Source organism: Phreatobacter sp. GW821-FHT04C01, assembly GCF_059420385.1.
On the sequence record NZ_JBWKTP010000009.1, the window covers coordinates 237,460 to 255,636 of the forward strand.

Annotated in this window: 10 protein-coding genes; 5 read left to right on the plus strand and 5 right to left on the minus strand. The window is 67.2% G+C overall.

What is annotated here, in order from left to right:
* Positions 1–154 precede the first annotated feature (154 nt).
* Genes AC07WJ_RS28655 through AC07WJ_RS28670 form a run of 4 tightly spaced genes read right to left on the minus strand, consistent with a single transcriptional unit; the run spans position 155 to position 5,461 of the window.
* Positions 155–1,219 (minus strand): DUF2218 domain-containing protein, encoded by a 1,065-nt coding sequence (locus tag AC07WJ_RS28655; protein WP_494938112.1) that lies wholly within the window; start codon positions 1,217–1,219, stop codon positions 155–157.
* 29 nt (positions 1,220–1,248) lie between these two features.
* Complete coding sequence (locus AC07WJ_RS28660; RefSeq protein ID WP_494938113.1) at positions 1,249–2,397, minus strand: ABC transporter substrate-binding protein; 1,149 nt, start codon at positions 2,395–2,397, stop codon at positions 1,249–1,251.
* A complete protein-coding gene (locus tag AC07WJ_RS28665; protein ID WP_494938114.1) occupies positions 2,394–3,251 on the minus strand; it encodes an alpha/beta hydrolase in 858 nt (285 codons plus the stop codon). Before AC07WJ_RS28665 ends, AC07WJ_RS28660 begins: the two co-directional genes overlap by 4 nt.
* 5 nt (positions 3,252–3,256) lie before the next feature.
* Positions 3,257–5,461, minus strand: coding sequence for a TonB-dependent siderophore receptor (locus AC07WJ_RS28670; protein ID WP_494938115.1), 2,205 nt, complete (start codon positions 5,459–5,461; stop codon positions 3,257–3,259).
* Positions 5,462–5,720: 259 nt separating this feature from the next.
* On the opposite strand from AC07WJ_RS28670, the gene AC07WJ_RS28675 reads away from it, so the two are divergent.
* The 5 genes from AC07WJ_RS28675 to AC07WJ_RS28695 all read left to right on the plus strand — a co-directional run bounded on the left by AC07WJ_RS28675 (position 5,721) and on the right by AC07WJ_RS28695 (position 17,873).
* On the plus strand, positions 5,721–6,725 hold the full coding sequence (locus tag AC07WJ_RS28675) for a helix-turn-helix domain-containing protein (protein WP_494938116.1): 1,005 nt from the start codon (positions 5,721–5,723) through the stop codon (positions 6,723–6,725).
* A 145-nt stretch (positions 6,726–6,870) separates the two neighbouring features.
* Positions 6,871–9,228 (plus strand): Orn/Lys/Arg family decarboxylase, encoded by a 2,358-nt coding sequence (locus AC07WJ_RS28680; protein WP_494938214.1) that lies wholly within the window; start codon positions 6,871–6,873, stop codon positions 9,226–9,228.
* A gap of 29 nt (positions 9,229–9,257) precedes the next feature.
* On the plus strand, positions 9,258–9,845 hold the full coding sequence (locus AC07WJ_RS28685) for a GNAT family N-acetyltransferase (RefSeq protein WP_494938117.1): 588 nt from the start codon (positions 9,258–9,260) through the stop codon (positions 9,843–9,845).
* A gap of 659 nt (positions 9,846–10,504) precedes the next feature.
* Positions 10,505–16,060: an MBG domain-containing protein gene (locus tag AC07WJ_RS28690; RefSeq protein ID WP_494938118.1), complete on the plus strand. Its 5,556-nt coding sequence runs from the start codon at positions 10,505–10,507 to the stop codon at positions 16,058–16,060.
* Positions 15,954–17,873 carry a ShlB/FhaC/HecB family hemolysin secretion/activation protein gene (locus AC07WJ_RS28695; RefSeq protein ID WP_494938119.1) on the plus strand — a complete coding sequence of 640 codons (1,920 nt, stop codon included), beginning with the start codon at positions 15,954–15,956 and terminating at the stop codon, positions 17,871–17,873. The genes AC07WJ_RS28690 and AC07WJ_RS28695 overlap by 107 nt, the downstream gene beginning before the upstream one ends.
* On the opposite strand, the gene AC07WJ_RS28700 is transcribed toward AC07WJ_RS28695, so the two are convergent.
* On the minus strand, positions 17,870–18,169 hold the full coding sequence (locus tag AC07WJ_RS28700; RefSeq protein WP_494938120.1) for a hypothetical protein: 300 nt from the start codon (positions 18,167–18,169) through the stop codon (positions 17,870–17,872). The genes AC07WJ_RS28695 and AC07WJ_RS28700 overlap by 4 nt on opposite strands.
* Between the last annotated feature and the right edge of the window lie 8 nt (positions 18,170–18,177).

Below are 18,177 nucleotides of genomic sequence, written 5' to 3' on the forward strand. Positions count from 1 at the left end.
TGTTCGCGCGCCTCTCTGAAGGTCGCGAGCAGGCCCCTCATTTTTCGGGAAGCCGTCGGCGTCGCCCCGTCACTTGGTGGAGCCCGCAGGACTGGATCGTCGAAGCCATGGGCCGCCAGCTCCAACCGGGGCCCCTCGCTGCCCAGGGTGCGGATCAGGCCGATTGCGCCTCGCCCTGGCGCCAATAGCTGACGACGAGGTGCTGCTCCGTCGTCAGGCCAAGGTTCTGCCGCAGATGGGCACGCAGCGCCTTGAACGTGTCGAATTCGGCCGCCGCCCAGACATGGATCCGGCCCTTCGCTGGCGGCACGACCAGGCGGGCCCTGCCGAGCAGCGCTGCGCCGGGCGCCGCACCATCGGTGGAACGCAGCAGCCAGACGACCTCGACGCCTTGGGGATGCGCCAGATCCTGGCGCTCGCCGGCATCGGCCACCTCGATGATCGCCAGGCCGCGCGCCGTGCCGGGCAGCACTTCCAGCATGCGGGCGACTGCCGGAAGGCCGGTCTCGTCGCAGGCGAACAGATGCCAGTCCGCGTCGACCAGGCCGAGACCGCCGGGGCCGGACATGCCGATGCGGTCACCGGCTTTCGCCGCCAGCGCCCAGGCGCTGCCGGGGCCGGGATCGTCGTGCAGGACGAAATCCACCGCGAGGCGACCGCGGCCGACATCGATCGTCCGGACGGTATATTTGCGCTGAACCGGCTTCGGCCGGTCGGCCGGCCAGGCCGGCAAGCCGTTCGGGCCGAGGCGGGGTTTCGGCATGGCCGCGCCGGCCGTCGGAAAGGCCAGCCGGACATGCATGTTGCCGATCGCGGCGAAACGGGCGAGATCATCCGCCGCGAAATGCACCCGGCGCATGTGCGGCGTCACCATTTCAGCCGAGAGCACCGTCAGCTCCCGGTAGCTCGGCGGGATGGCGACGTCTATGCCATCGCCGGTCCAGACGATCCCGGGCGGTTCGCCCGAGGCGAATTCCAGCACATGGCTCGCCAGCGACGCGCGGGCGGTCAGCAAGCCCTCGATCGCGCTCGCGGAGGCGCGCAGCAGCAAGAGGCCGTCCTCGACGGCGAGCCCGACCTCGCCGAACGGGAAGGCGATGACGCGCCGCCCGGCCTCGCCGGCGATCGGCGTGCCGTGCTCGGTCAAATGGGCGGCGACCCGCTGCATCAGGTCGTGGGGATCGGCGACCCGCAGGCGCGCCTCAGCGGTCAAGCTCATCGTCCTGTCCTCGACGGTTGCCGGCATGGTCACCGCCCCGCGCCGGCCGCGGAGCCGGGGTCGAACCAGAAGGTTCCCGTCGCCGGCACCGCCAGGAAACGCCGGTTGATCTCGTCGAGCGTCGCCTGCGGATCGAGATCGGCGAGGCGCTCGGGATGGAACCATTTCGCCAGCACCTCGATGCCGACGATATGCAGCGGCGTGTCGTTGAAGAGATGAGCGAAGCCGTAGGCGCGGCCGCGGCCGACCGCGCCGATCGCCCCGACGCCCGGGGTGGCGAGGATGCGGCGGAAACCATCCCGGACGGACTCGGCCGCCACGCCATGGCCGAGCACCAGGCCGTTGCGGCTGGCGAGATGCGCGCCGCCGGTCGCGATGAATACGTCCGGGTCGCTGGTAATGACCTTTTCGACGCTGAGCTGGCCGGTGACACCGGGCAGCAGGGCCGCCGCGATATTGTTGCCGCCCGCCGCCTCGATCAGGTCGGTGAAGGTGCCCCGCCCCGGCGTGTTGCAGCAGGCCGCACCATCGGCATGGGCCTGCATGAACACCGTCCGCGGCGGCAGGCCGGCGACGCGCCGCCTGATCGTGGCGAGATGCGCCTCGTAGAAGGTCAGGAAAGCCTCCGCCTCGGCCTCGCGGCCAAGCCATTTGCCCAGCGCTCTGAGGCTCGGCACGGTATCGGTCAGCGGCTGGATGAAGAAGTCGACGACCGCGACCTTCAGGCCGGCCTGCTCCAGCCGCGCCACCAGGTCGCCCCCCGGCGCGCCCGGCCGCCGTGCGCCGACCATCGAGCGGCTGAGGACGACCAGATCCGGCGCGGTCGCGACGAGCGTCTCGATCGACAGCGTCTCGGCCGTGCCCTCGCCGATCACGCGGATGCCATCGATCGCCGGGAAGGCCGCGCGATAGCGGGCATAGGACGACGGATCCTGCCGACGGAAATCCCCGCCCCAGCCCACCAGCACAGCCACGGGATCGCGCAGGATGAAGGCGAGCGCGCCGATCTGGCGCCCCTGCGCCAGCACGATGCGGCGCGCCGGCGCCGGCAAGCTGACCTGGCGGCCGAGCACGTCGGTCCCGGTCACCGCTTGGGCGGCGGCGGGTCGCGCCGCCGCGGCAAGCACGACGGCCGAGACAGCCAGGACGGCGAGAACGATGATGCGGCCGGCGATCATGCCCTGCCCTTTCCCCGATGGCGAAAAGCCAGGCGGATCGCCCGGCTCGCCGCGGCCGGCACGACCGAACCGTGATGTTCGTCCTCGAACAGGTGAAACCGCGCGTCGAGGCCTGTTTCCGTCAGCGACGCGGTGAACTCCCGGGCATTGTCGATCATCCGGTTGCGCCGCATCCACTGGCCATAACCGGCAAGCTCGGCCGCCGCGGTTTCCGGCGGCGTCTGTTCCAGCCCCCCGACGCTGACCAGCACTTTGGCCGTGGCCGGGCGCAAGCCGGCCAGCCGCCCGAACAGGATGCGTTCGCCCCACCAGAGCGACGGGCTCGACGCGATGAAGCCGCTGAACGCCGCCGGCGTCTCCAGCAGCGTATCGAGCACGAACAGGCCGCCGAAGGAATGGCCGAAGATCGCCTGCCGCCCGGCATCGACGGCGAAGCGCGCGGCGATCTCGGGCTTCACCCGCGTCTCGACGAAGACGCGAAAGGCCGCCGCCCCGCCGGTCGCGGGCCATGGCGCGCCATTCGGCCGAGGCCCGAGCAGCCCGGTCGCGACGGCCGGCGTGTAATCCAGCGCCCGCCGCTCGAAATCGATCGGCTGGTCGGAGGGGTAGCCGATGCCGACGATCAGGCCGGGCTCGGTGCCGGTTATCTCCGGCCGCGACGTCTGCGCGCGCATGCTGTCGACGAAGGTGCCGAAATCGGCGTTGCCGTCGAGCAGGTAAAGCACCGGGTATCCCTCCGGCGGCGGTGGCGCGGCGGGCCAGGCGACGAAGAGGCGATAGGCCCCGCCGGGTCCGGCAAGCGGGATCTCGGCGCTGAAAGGCACGCTTGCCCGCCCTGCCGGTTCTGGCGCCATGCCGGTCACCAGCGATAGGTGAGGCTTGCCGTCACCGTGCGGCGAAGCCCATAGACGCAGCCGGCGCCGAGATAGGAGAAGCAGCCCGAGACGAACTCCTTGTCCAGGAGATTGTGGGCATTGACCGCCAGGCTCAGCCCCTTCAGCTCCGGCCGCGTGCGGCCGAAATCATAGGAGATCGAGGCGTCGACCAGCGCATAGGCCGGCACGACCAGGGTGTTGGCCGGATCGCCGGCTGTGTCGCCGACGTAGCGCAGGCCAGCGCCGAGCGACAGGCCGTTGAAGCCGCCGTCGAGGAATGAATATTTGGCCCAGAGCGAGGCGGTATGCGCCGGCACGATGGTCGGCCGCTTGCCGCGACTGGCGGCATCCGACGAGCGCGTCACGGTCGCGTCGGTATAGGCATAGGACGCCACCACCGACAGGTTTTCGGAGAGGTCGGCCCGCGCCTCGATCTCGATGCCGCGCGAACGCACCTCGCCGAGCTGCAGGCTGAAACCGGTATGGGCGGGATCGGCGGTCAGCACGTTCTGGCGGGTCAGGTCGAACAAGGCGACCTGGATCAGCCCGCGCCAGCCGTCCGGCTGGTACTTTACGCCGATTTCATATTGCCGGCCGGTCGAGGGCTGGAACGGCGTGCCGGCGAAGCTGACGCCCCCCACCGGATCGAACGAGGTGGAGATGCTGGCATAGGGCGCGATGCCATTGTCGAAGCGGTAGAGCAAGGCGGCGCGACCGGTCTGGGCGGTGTCCGACTGGTTGGTGCGGGCGCCGCTCGCGCGGGTGATCTGCGAGGTCTGCGCGGAGTCGAGACGGCCGCCGAGCAGCAGCACGAAGCGGCCGAACTTGATCTGGTCCTGGGCGTAGAAGCCGAGCTGGCGCTGGTACTGGTCGAGCCAGGTCAAGCTCGGCATCGCGATGGCCTGGTTGTAGACCGGGTTGCGATAGTCGATCGGCGGCGCGGCGCCCTGCCCCAGCCCGCGGTCGGCGATGCCTTGCTGGAAGTCGCTGCCGAACAGCACCTTGTGGCTCAGGCCACCGGTATCGAAGACCGCTTCGGCCTGGCTGTCGACCGCCAGCGACCGCAGGTGCTCGGACGAATAGACCGAGGCGCGGCTGATCTGGCTGCCGACGAGGCCGCGGGCCGAGACTGTGGCGAACACCTGCGAGGCATCCATGTAGCGGAAGTTCTGGCGGACCGACCAGACATCGTTGAAGCGATGCTCGAAGGCATAGCCGACCGTCGCCATGGTGCGGCTGAACCGTTCGAAGCTCGGCTCGCCCGGGAAGAACGAGGTCGGGATGCGGCCGGCGGCACTCGGCAGCACGGTGCCCACCGCCGGCAGCGTGCCGTAGAATCCGCCCGCCGGATCACGCTGGTATTTCGCGAACACCGTCAGCGAGGTATTGGCGTTCGGCCGGAAGGTGAAGGACGGCGCCAGGTAGATCCGCTGCTCGCGGGTGTGATCCACCTGGGTATCGCCGTCGCGCACCAGACCGGTCATGCGGTACAGGAAGCGTCCTTCCGGATCGGCGGGACCGCTGAAATCGAAGCCGACCTGCTTGCGCGCATTGCTGCCGAACTGGACGTTGATCTCGCGATAAGGCTGCTCAGTCGGGCGCTTGCTGACCAGATTGACCAGCCCGCCCGGATTGACCTGGCCGAACAGCACCGAGGCCGGCCCGCGCAGCACCTCGATACGCTCCAGGCCATAGGGCTCGACGGTCGGCACCAGGTAGGAAATCGCGCGGCCCAGCCTGAGGCCGTCGAGAAAGCCGACATAATTGGCGTCGACGCCGCCGCCGCCGAAGCCGCGCAGGACGATGCTGTCATAGCGCCCGGACGTCGGCCGCACCTCCGGCACCACATTGGCGGTATAGCGCAGCGCCTCGGCGACGCTGTTGGCATTCTGGTCGTCCATCTGCTGGCGCGTGATGACGCTGATCGATTGCGGCGTCTCGATCAGCGGCGTGTCGGTCTTGGTTGCCGTCAGGCTGCGCCGCGCGACGTAACCCTGGTCGGGTCCCACGGGCCGGTCACCCGCGGACTCGACCACGATGACGCCGAGCTGGGTGGTCTCGCCCGCCGGCGCGATCTGCGCCCGGGCGGGACCCGCCATCAGGCCGGCGAGCGCCGCCGTGGCGAGCAGCACGTCGACAGCCCTCGGACGAAGGGACATGGCGGGAAAAGCGATACGCGCGGCAGTCATGGCATCCTCGATCGGCGCAGAAGGTCAGGAGCTCGCTCGCTCCTTGCCCGTCATCCATATCGCCGGGGTGCGGCCCGTGCCACGATCATCAGTTTTGCGCAATCGCCATTCTGTTGTGCGCAGGGTTATCTCTCCGGCAAACACTGAGGTTTGAACACTTTAGAAACAGTTTAATCTATCAAATCGAGTATCTAGATTTTCGATACGCACCCTGATATCATGCAGTTACACAATTCTTCTTTGAAATCGTTCCAGATCTATGACCGCGGATCATGAGCAGCGGCCGATCCGCAAGTCGGACCTGGCCCAGATGAACACCTGGAATGTCTCCGACTTCTGGATGGTCGATCCGTCGCTACAGGACGACATTGTCGCCATGCATGGCCGTATCGGTCAGATCCGCTTGCGCCAGGGCCTGTTTCTCCACTCGGCCGATGTCACGGAGACGCAGGACCTCAGATTCGAATCCGTCCATTCCGCCGGCATTACCTGCGCCATGTTCGTGTGCGGCGGCGCCGACGTGGCGATCGGCGACCGCCAGTTGAGTTTCGGCTCCCACGCCTCGTCGCGCCGTCCCGGCGATATCGAGGGCGTCGTCTTCGCCCGCGCCCGCGCCGACAGCTTCGTCCGGCGCACCACACGGGGCGAGAAGGTGCGCAAGGTCACCGTGACGGTGACGCCCGAATGGCTTGAATCAGGAGGCCTGGCCGAGATCGGCGAGCAGGCGCTGATCGGCGGTTTCGCCCGCCGCCACACCGACACCATGACCTGGCGGCCGAGCGCCGGCCTGCTGCGCACCGTCGAGCAGGTCCTGCGCCCCGCCCCTCTCAACGCCGCGCTGATGCCGCTCTACCTGGAGAGCCGTGCCATCGAGATCATCGCCGAGGCGTTCCAGGTCATCACCCGCCAGGGTTCGCCGGACGAACGGCGCCGGATCGGCGCGCGCGACCGCCAGCGGCTCGACCGGGTCATGGATTATATCGCGGCCCATATCGACGCCCCGATCGAGCTTGCCGGCCTCGCCCGCGAGGCAGGCCTCAGCGTCAACACCCTGCAGCGCCTGTTTCGCGCCTCCCATGACACGACGGTGCTCGACTATGTCCGCCGGCTGAAGCTCGAACGGGCCCGCGATGCGCTCAGGGCGGACGGCATTTCCGTGGCGGAAGCCGCCTTCCTGGCCGGCTATTCCAACCCCGCCAACTTCGTCACCGCCTTCAAGCGCGCCTTCGGCACGACGCCCGGCGCCCTGCGCTGGCAGATCTGACGCACCGGGCACGTCCTCGTCGCCCGACGCATCGACACGGCCGCGTCGCATTTTTTCGGGATCCGGGACGCCCTATCGACAGTTGCTGTCACTGCGGTGTCATCTAACGCGACGACAGCACGCAGCGGACATGATCGGGGCACCCATGGACTATTTCCGACGATTCACTTTCCTGTTCGCCACGCCCTCCTTCGACGGCGACGATCTCGAGGGCATCCGGTTCGGCCAGATCGTCGACGAGATCGAGCGGTCCGGCTTCGAGGTGGTCAAGGCGCGCAAGCTCGAGGATGCCGAGATCGCGGTGCAGACCGATGCCGCCATCGGCTGCATGGTGGTCGACTGGGGCAAGAAGGGCCTGGAAGGCAAGACCGCCGCGCTGATCAACCTGATGCGCCGCCGCGGCCTCGACTTCCCGATCATCCTGTTGATCCGGCGCAAGCGCTTCGAGGACCTGCCGGTCGAGGTGCTCGACTTCATCGACGGCTATGTCTTCCTGTCCGAGGAAACCCCGGCCTTCATCGCCAAGAACCTGATCAGCCGCCTGAAGCAATATGCCGAGACGCTGAAAACGCCGTTTTTCGGCGCGCTGGTCGATTATGCCGAAGAGGGCAACCAGCTCTGGACCTGCCCGGGCCACAATGGCGGCGTGTTCTATTCGCGCAGCCCGATCGGCCGGGTGTTCATGGAACATCTCGGCGAAGCGGTGTTCCGCGACGACCTCGACAATTCCGTGCTCGATCTCGGCGACCTGCTGACCCATGAGGGCCCGGCGCTGCAGGCGCAGAAGGAAGCCGCCAAGATCTTCGGCGCCGAGAAGACCTATTTCGTGCTGAACGGCACCTCCACCTCCAACAAGGTGGCGCTGGCGGCGCTGGTCACCGACGGCGACCTGGTGCTGTTCGACCGCAACAATCACAAGGCCGCCCATCACGGCGCCCTGCTGATCGGCGGCGGCATTCCCGTCTATATCCCCACCGTCCGCAATGCCTGGGGTCTGATCGGCCCGATGTGCTGGGAGGCCTTCGACGAGGAGGCGCTGCGCGAGCGCATTCGCGACCATCCGCTCGTCAAGGATCCGGAAGCCTGGCGCAAGCCCCGGCCGTTCCGCGTCGCGGTGGTCGAGCAATGCACCTATGACGGCACCATTCACAGCGCCGAGATGATCCTGAACCGGATCGGCCACCTCTGCGACTACATCCTGTTCGACGAGGCCTGGGCCGGCTTCATGAAATTCCACCCGCTTTATGCCGGGCGCTTCGCCATGGGGCTGTCCGATCTCGGCCCGGATGCGCCGGGCATCATCGCGACGCAATCGACCCACAAGCAGCTGGCGAGCTTCTCGCAGGCCTCGCAGATCCACATGAAGGACCGCCATATCCGCGGCCAGAAGCGGCGGGTCGAGCACCGCCGCTTCAACGAGAGCTTCATGCAATATGCCTCGACCTCACCCTTCTATCCGCTGTTCGCCTCGCTCGATGTCGGCGCGCAGATGATGAAGGGCCGCTCCGGCGAGGTGCTCTGGGACGACACGATCCGGCTCGGCATCGAGCTGCGCAAGAAGATCCGCGCGGTGCGCCGCGAGTTCGAGGAGAAGGAGGCGCGGCCCGAGCGGCGCTGGTTCTTCGAGCCCTTCGTGCCCGACCGGGTGGAAATCCCCGACGTCTCGCGCGAGGGCGGCGTGCACCACGTCACCTGGGAAACCGTCGGCACCGACCAGCTCGCCACCAATCCGGCCTATTGGCAGCTCGCCCCCGATGCCGGCTGGCACGGCTTCGCCGGCATGGCGGAGGGCTTCGCCATGACCGATCCGAACAAGCTGACCTTGCTCACCCCGGGTTTCGACCGCGCCACCGGCGCCTATGCCGAGCACGGCATTCCCGCCCCCGTCGTCGCGCAATATCTGCGCGAGAACCGCATCGTGCCCGAGAAGAACGACCTCAACTCGCTGCTGTTCCTGCTCACCCCCGGCGTCGAGGCCAGCAAGGCCGGCACGCTGATCTCGGGCCTCGTCGCCTTCAAGAAGCTGCATGACGACAATGCCCTGCTGGAAGAGGCGATCCCCGAATTCTTCCGGCGCCGGCCGGCGCGTTATGCCGGCGTGCGCCTGCGCGATCTCTGCGCCGACATGCACCGCTTCTTCCGCGACGCCAATGTCAGCGCCCTGCAGGCCCGGCAGTTCTCGGCCGAGCACCTGCCCGAAATCGTCATGTCGCCCCATGACGCGGCGCGCTGCCTCACCCGCAACGATGTCGACTACCTGCCGATCGACGCCATCGCCGGCCGCGTCGCCACGACGCCCTTCGTGGTCTATCCGCCCGGCATCGCCACCATCGTGCCGGGCGAGCGGCTCAGCGAGCGGGCCCAGCCGATGATCGACTATCTCAGGATGTTCGAGACCTGCTTCAACACCTTTCCCGGCTTCGAGGTGGAGATCCAGGGCCTCTATCGCGAGATCGACGCGTCGGGCCGTGTGCGGCTTCATACCTATGTCGTCTCCGAATAAGCTCGGGCGAACGGAGGTGACCTGAACCCATGGACGATGCACCGCAGAATATGCCCACCGAAAGCCCGCAGGCGATCGTCGTGCGGCCCTCGCGCGACACCGATGTCGAGGCCATGCTGGCGATCTACCGCCGCCATATCCGCCAGGGCATCGAGGAGCGGCTCGACGACAGCGAGGCGGCCGAGCCGGACGACCTGCGCGACCGGCGCAAGAACCTGCGCAACCGCCGCTTCCCGCATCTGGTGGCGACGATCAACGGCGAGGTGGTCGGTTATGCCTATGCCGTGCTGTTCCGCAAGCGGCCGGCCTATCGCTACACGGTCAAGCACTCGATCTATGTCCACCACGGCCATCTCGGCCGTGGCGTCGGGCGCCTGCTGATGCAGGGCCTGATCGATGCCTGCGCCGCCTCCGGCTTCCGCCAGATGATCGGTTATATCGACGGCGACAATGCCGCCTCCCTCGGCCTGCACGAGAGTTTCGGCTTTGCCCGGGTCGGCCTCCTGCCGGCGGTCGCCTATCGCCATGGCCGCTGGTCCGACAGCGTCATGGTCCAGCGCTCGCTCGGCAGCGGCGCCACCTGCCCGCCGCCGCCCGCACCGCGTCCGGCGCGGTGAGGACAGGCCGAACCTCCGGTGGGAAAAACGCCAGTTTCAGTTTCCCGGCGCTGATCGATTCACCCAGGAAAACGCTGGGGGCTTCACGGTCCATCAGCAGGCCGGGAATCGTGGCTACCAAAAGCAGCGGCCAGAAGGTCCGTCAGGTCATTCGGCAGGCGCCGGCCGGTCACGTTACCATGCCGGCGAGCGCCGCGCGCCACTGGTTCAAGGCAGGCCCCGATGCCTTGAACCAGCCGCGACCAGGGCGGGCGAGACGTCTCGCTAACCGCGATGACATCACAATCCATGCTGCATGACATTCCCGGCAGCCAAGCGCTGTCCGACGGGTTCGGGCGCATGCCGCGCTTCCATGCCTCGAACCGCCATCCGCTTCCTCGATGTCACCAGGGCCGAGGAGCAATATCGTCTTGCCCGGGAGGCCGCCTATGGGGTCGAAGGCTCCTTGCTGACCAAGCCGACCTTTTTCGATCGGGCCCAGGCGCCCCCTGACGAAGCAACATCGACGGGATCATTGCCCGGGGGCGGCGCAAATGCCGGACAAGAACGACGTACTCGACAAACCTTTGATTGTGCAGATTAAATCTGCATTTTAGTGTGATTGCTTGGATCGAAACAGTCTGTTAACGCACGTTTGACTGGCGTGTTTGGGGGACTGTATGGCGGGAGATTTAGATCAAGCGTCACGGCGCGGTCCCGCCGCGCGTCTCACCCCAGGTCCCGTTTCCCACCGCGCGCTGCTGGTCGCCGCCGGCGCGCTGCTCGCTGCCGGCAGCGCCAGCGCGCAGACCTTGCCGCAAGGTGGCACGGTCGTGCATGGCGGCGTCACCATCGGCGCACCCGCCAACGGCACGATGACCATCCGCCAGAGCACCGATCGCGGCATCATCAACTGGAATTCGTTCTCGGTCGGCTCGGCGGGCACGGTCAATTTCCAGCAGCCATCGGCGACTGCTGCGACGCTCAACCGGGTCACCGGCGCAACGTCCACAACCATTGCCGGAAGGATCAACGCCAATGGCCAGGTCTACCTGGTCAATCCCAACGGCATCCAGATCACCTCAACCGGAACGATCGATACCGCCGGCTTCACCGCCTCGGCGCTCGGCATCAGCAACGGCGACTTCATTGCCGGCCGCAACATCTTCTCCGGCAACGGCGCCTCCGCTACGGTGCACAATGACGGCCGCATCCGCGTTAGGCGCGGCGGTGACGCCGTGCTGATCGGCGGCCGCGTCGTGAACAATGGCGACATCTTGGCACCGGGTGGTCGGGTCGGCCTTGCCGCCGGCGAACATGTCAGCGTCGATGTCGAGGGCGACGGCTTTCTCACGGTCTCCGTGCCTTCAAGCGATCCCCACCGTACCCAGGCGCTGATCAGCCATACCGGCCGCATCCGCGCCCAAGGCGGCCGGGTGGAGGCCCGCGCCGCGACGACGGCCGATATCGCCCGCGCCGCGATCAATATCTCCGGGCAGATCGAAGCCGGCAGCGTGCGGCGCACCCCCGGCGGCGTCTCCTTCGGCGGCGGCACAGCCGCACCGGCATCTGGCAGGCGTCCTGAGACCCGGTTGGCCCGGGCCCCGGCCCGCAATGGCGGGCGCATCGCCATCGACGGCGGCGCGAGCGGCCAGGTTGCGATCTCAGGCCGTATCTCCGCCACGAGCCAGCGCGCGAAGGGCGGCGACATCACCATCACCGGCCACGACATCGCGTTGTCGGACGCACGCATCGACGCCTCGGGCGCCACCGGCGGCGGCGGCATCCGCATCGGCGGCGATTATCAGGGCGGCGACAGATTGGCGCGCGCATCGACGCTGAGCGTAGACCTGACCAGCACCATCGCGGCGGACGCCACCACGATTGGTAACGGCGGCCGGATCATTCTCTGGTCGGACCAATTCACCAGTTATGCTGGCGCACTCTCGGCACGCGGTGGCAGTTTCGGCGGCAATGGCGGTTTCGCGGAAGTCTCCGGCAAGGCCAAGCTCGACTTCACCGGCCGCGTCGACGCGCTCGCTCCCATGGGTACAGCCGGCACGCTGCTGCTCGATCCCTATGACATCACCATTTCCAACGCCGCCGACAGCAATCAAAGCGGCTTCGCCGCCACCGGCAACGACAGCATCATCAATGTCGCGACGCTGCAGGCCACGCTCGCCGGCGCCAACGTCATCGTCACCACCGGTGCAGCGGGCAGCGCCGGCAGCCAGGCCGGTGACATTACGGTCGCCGCCAATATCACCTGGACGGCGGCAACCAAGCTGACCCTCTCGGCCTATCGCGACATCACGATCAGCCACGGTGTCAGCATTTCCAACGCAACGGCCGGCGCTGGCCTGGTCCTGCGCGCCGACAACAGCGGCACCGGCGTCGGCACGGTGAATTTCGGCACGGGCAGCACGGCGAGCCTCGCAGCCGGCTCGGTCGAGATCCTCTACAACCCGACGGCCTACACGACGCCAACCAACTATGCCGGCAATGTCACCGGCGCGCTCCGGGCCCTCATGCTGGTAAACGACGTTTTCCAGTTGCAGGCGCTGAATACCAATCTCGCCGGCCGCTATGCACTCGGCCGCAATATCGACGCCAGTGCGACCGCGGCCTGGAACGGCAACTGGGGATTCGTGCCGATCGGCAATGCAAGCATGGCGTTCACTGGCGTCCTCGACGGCCAGGGCCATGTGATCAGCGGCCTGACCATCAAGAACTGGTACGCCGACTATGTCGGCTTGATCGGCAACATGAGCGGCAGCAGCGCCCTCATATCCAATATTGGTCTCGTCGACGGCAGCATAAGCGGCAGAAATTCCGTCGGCGGCTTGGTCGGGGCCAACAGGGGCGGCACGGTACAGCAAAGCTACACCACTGGCCCGGTCTCCGGCAGCGGCCAGAATGTCGGCGGTCTGGTTGGGCTCAACGATAGCGGCGGCGCGGTTCGGCAGAGCTACGCTACAGGCGCGGTCGACGGCGTTTATTATGTCGGCGGCCTGGTCGGGACCAACAGGGGCGTGGTGCAGCAGGGATCCGCAAGCGGCAGAACCAGCGGTGAGATCGCTATCGGCGGGCTGGTCGGGGCGAATTTCGGCGGCACGGTGTGGCAAAGTTTCGCAAGCGGTGTGGTCTACGGCAGCGGCGGTTCGGTCGGGGGGCTGATTGGGAGCAACAATAACGGCGGCACGGTTCGGCAGAGCTATTCCACCGGCGCGGTCACCGGCAGCAACTCCGCCGGTGGCCTGGTCGGCACGAATTTCGAAAGTACCGTGGAAGAAAGCTACGCCACCGGTAGGGTTCTTGGTCACACCAGTGGCGGATTGGTGGGAACTAACAATGGCGGCACCGTGCGACAGAGTTATGCCACCGGTGCGGTCGGCACATTGGGCGGCTCCAGCAATGTCGGTGGGCTGGTCGGACACAATAACGGGACGGTAGAGCAAAGCTATGCCACCGGCCAGATCGCCGGCCAAGACTATGTCGGCGGATTGGTCGGGCGCAACGACGACGGCAACATCAGACAGAGCTACGCCACCGGCACGGTCGCGGGCGTCCGGTATGTCGGGGGGCTGGTCGGGGCCAACGTCACCGGTACCGTGGGGCAGAGCTACGCCACTGGCGCGGTCACCGGCAGCACGTCCGTCGGCGGCTTGATCGGGCTCAATAACGGAACCCTCACCGCCACATATTGGGATAGGCAGACGAGCGGCCAGCCGACCGTCGGCATCGGCGGCGGCAGCAATGTGTCAGGCGCCATTGGCCTCGACACGGCCGATATGACCAATGGTGCAACCTATCGCACGATTTTCGCCGGCTTCGATTTCGACACGGCATGGACGCCGGCCGGCAACGGCTTCCGGCCACAGCTTTACGGCGTTTCCGGCGTGGTCGGGGTACGCGCGGCCAATACGACCATGTCCTATGGCGATACCGTGCCGGACACCTTGACCTATCTTGGCGTCGGATACTGGAACACGATAACCAGCGCGGCGACCCAGGCCACGAGCGTCAACTCGACTTCCGGTATCGGCGGTTATGCCGTCACCGCCAGCGGGGGTTCTGCCACTTTCACGCCCGGCGGCGCCAGCCGCATCGTCCACATCGACGGCGCGCTGACCGTCGCACCACGCACCCTGACCATCACGGCGGACGCGCGGAGCCGGATCTATGGCGAGGCCAACCCGGTGTTGACTTACACCATTGGCGGCGCTGGCCTGGTCAACGGCGACGCCTTGGCCGGTAGCCTCGCAACGGCTGCAACCACAACCTCGGGCGTCGGCGCTTATGCGATCACCTTAGGTACGCTCGCCACCTCGCCGAATTACGCCGTAACCTACCGGAGCGCCGACCTGACCATCGCGCCACGCACCCTTACTGTCACAGCGAATGCACAGAGCCGCGCCTATGGCGAAGGCAACCCTGCACTGACCTACCTGATCAGCGGCGCCGGCCTGGTCAACGGCGACACCTTGACCGGAGGGCTTGCGACCGCTGCAACCACGGCCTTGGGTGTGGGCGACTATACTATTACCCAGGGCACACTTGCCGCCTCACCGAACTACTTCGTGACCTATCAGAGTGCCAACCTCACCGTCACGCAGCGCGCGCTGACGATCGCGGCGGATGCACAGAACCGGACTTATGGCGACGCCAATCCGACTATGACTTACACGATTGGCGGTGCCGGTCTGGTCAACGGCGACATTCTGACAGGCGGGCTTGCGACCGTAGCGACTGCGCTCTCGGGTGCCGGCTCCTATGCCATCACCCAGGGCACGCTCGCCGCCTCGCCGAATTACGCCGTGACCTATCAGGGCGCCGGGCTGACAGTCGTGCCGCGCGCCCTGACGATCACAGCCGACATTCAGAGCCGGGCCTATGGCGCGACCAACCCGGCGCTGGCATACGCGATCGGTGGCGCGGGTATGGTCAACGGCGACACCCTGTCCGGAGAGCTTGCGACCGCTGCAACCACTGCCTCTGGCGTCGGCACCTATGCGATCACTCAGGGCACGCTTGTCGCCTCGCCAAATTACGCTGTGACCTATCGGAGCGCCGATCTGACAATCACGCAGCGTGCTCTGACGATTACGGCAGATGCTCAGAGCCGGACGTATGGCGAAGCCAACCCGACAATGACTTACACGATCGGCGGCGCCGGTCTGGTCAACGGCGACACACTGACCGGTGAGCTCGCGACGGCTGCGACCACGGCCTCGGGTGTCGGCTCCTATGCCATCGCCCAGAATACGCTAGCCATCTCATCGAACTACGCGGTGACCTTTCAGGGCGCCGACCTGACCGTTACGCCGCGTGCTCTGACCATCGCGGCAAATGCTCTGAGCCGCAGCTATGGCGACGCCAATCCGGCACTGACCTACCAGCTCACCTCAGGCAACCTCGTTGGCACCGACACGCTCGCCGGCGGCCTCGGCACTGCTGCCAACACGGCTTCCGGCATCGGCAATTATGGGATCAGCCAGGGCACGCTCGGCAACAACAACTATTCCATCACCTATATCGCAGCTGATCTCACCGTCACCCCGCGCGCGCTGACGATCACCGCCAGTGCGCAGAGCCGTGTCTATGGCGACGCCAACCCGACAAGCGGCGCCGGCACGGCGAATAACCTGGCCAACGGCGACAGTCTTGCCGGCGTCAGCCTTACCACGGCCGCGACGGCCGCCTCCGGTGTCGGCGTCTATGACCTCGCCGGCTCCTCCGCCGTGTTCAGCGCGGGGTCGGCCGCGAACTATGCGATCACCTATGTGACACTCGCCGGCGGGCTCACCGTCACGCCGCGCGCCCTTGCGATCGCCGCCGACGACCAATCCCGGCTCTACGGCCAGCCGGATCCGGCTCTGAGCTACCGCATCATGGCCGGCAGTCTCGTCAATGGCGACAGCCTTACCGGCGCACTCGTTCGCGCGGCAGGCGATGCACCGGGCTCCTACGACATCCTCATCGGCAGTTTGGCGGCAAGCGCCAACTACCAGATGACCTTCCGAGGCGGCCAGTTCCGCATCGAGCCGGCGCCCTCGCCAAATGTATTCCCGGTGGCGCACAACCATTCGTCGCCACACCCTGCGGATATGGCCGTGCTGGACGGGCTCCATGCGCCCGTCCCGGCCACCTCCCTCACAGCCGGCGCCTCACCAAGAAGCGGTCGCGCATGTCGGATCGGCGCGACCGGCACCGTGGGTTGCGGAGCAGCACCTTGAGCGTGATATCGCGGCCTCTGGCGACTGGGAACCACACACGGGAGCGTATCGGTGTTGGGCCCTCGACCTTCCGTACAGGACTCGCATGCTAATCCGGTCCTCGGTGCTATTCCTGCTGGCCGGTCTCGCCGTTCCCGCGGCCCAAGCACAGCAGACACCCTCTCCTGGCCAGCTTGCGCCGCGGACGCTGGCGCCGGAAATCCAGCGCGGCCCGACCGGTGTCGGCTTGCCCCAGATGGACGGCACGGAAGCCCCCCGAGGCTCCGAGGCTATTCCGCTACGGGTCGGCGAAATCCTTGTCGAGGGCGGTGATCCCGCGCTCGCGGCTGCGACAGAAACCGCGATCGCCCGGATCCGGGGCCGCACCGTGGCGGTCGCCGAGGTCTATGCTGCGGCCGCGGCGATCGAGCGGGCCTATGCGGCGCGCGGCTATTTCCTGACGCGGGTGGTGCTGCCGCCACAGAATGTCCGCCACGGCGGCACGCTCAGGCTGCGCGTGATCGAGGGTTATATCGAGGGGGTCGACACGACGGCCCTGCCGGCGCAGGCGCGGTCGCGCGTCGACGATGTGCTGGCCGGCATCACCGGCCGGCGCCGGCTGCCGCTCGGCGAATTCGAGCGACGCCTGTTGATCGCCGGCGATACACCCGGCCTCGCGTTGCGCTCGATGCTCGTTCCCGGCAGTGGCACCGGCGCGGTACGGCTGGTGCTGACCGGTGATCACCGGCCACTCGCCGCCGAACTTTCGGTCGACAATTCACTGCAGAAATCGCTCGGCACCACCTCAGCGACGCTGTCGGCCGCGTTCCAGTCCCTGATGGGTGCGGGTGAACTGATCTACGCCACCACCTCCGGCGCGCCTGGCCAAGGCTTCCTGTCGGCCGACAGCCCGCGCCGGCTGATCGCCGCCGGTGTCATCATACCGCTCGGTCCCCACGGCTTGACCTTCAACGCCGAAGCGACGCTCTCCGACACCAAACCGCGGTCCGGGCGGGATGTGCTGGAAACCGAGAGTACATTCCGGCGCTTCGCCTTCCGCCTCGCCTATCCGCTGATCCGTAGCCGTACCACCTCGCTGACGTTGCGCGCTGCCCTCGAGATCACCGACGAAGAACAGCGCGCGCCGCTCTTCGCAGCGGTGCTCTATGACGACCGGCTCCGCCCGCTACGCTTCGGTTTCGACTGGAGCCATGTTCTGATGACCTCGGGCACCATGCTCGGCTTCGGCCTGGACTATTCGCAAGGGCTTTCATGGCTCGGCAGCCGAGGCCGCGACGATGCGACCATCAACCGGCCGATCTCGCGAGCGCTTGGCAACGATCTGTTCAGCAAGGTCGAACTGCGCGCGCGCGTCGCCCAGGCCCTGCCACTGAATTTCACGATCGAGCTCAGCGGGCGAGCGCAATATGCGCTGAGCGGCCCGTTGCTGAACAGCGAACGCTTCACGCTCGGCGGCATCCGAAGCCTGAGCGCACTCGATTCCGGCCGGCTCGTCGGCGACACTGGCTGGCTCGTCCGCGCCGAATTGCAATATGCCGTCGCTCTGCCACGAGGGCCGGCCGGCGCCGGTCCCATGACACCCTATCTGTTCGTGTCGCGCGGTCAGGCGGTCAACCTGCGGCCCACCTTCGTCGAGCCACGGACCGTTGGCGCCACCAATGCCGGGCTCGGCATCCGCAGCACCCTGCTGCCGGTGGCGCTGCCTTACGGACCGCGCGCGCTCGATCTCAGCCTCGAAGCCGCGCGGGAGTTCACCGACGGCCCGGGCAAAGATGGCTGGCGGATCAATGTCGCGGCGGCCGCGCGGTTCTAGGCGTGGCTCAGCGCATCGCCCATCGCGCGCTCATGGGCGATCGCCTCGTCCAGCGCCTTGATCAGCGTCTGGATCTCCGCCACGTCCTGCGCGCGGCCGACGAAGACGACCGGATAGGTCATCGCGTCCTGAACCAGGTAGCGCCGCTTGTCGATCAGCATCCGGCGCAGCTTGACCAGGTTGGCGATCGGATCGCCGGCCGCCTGGACGTCGCCGAAATCGTCGGCGGGGCGCGCATAACCCGACGTATCGGCCAGCGTGTCGTAGCTCTCGGGTGACGGTGGGGCTTTCAACATCGTCTTGT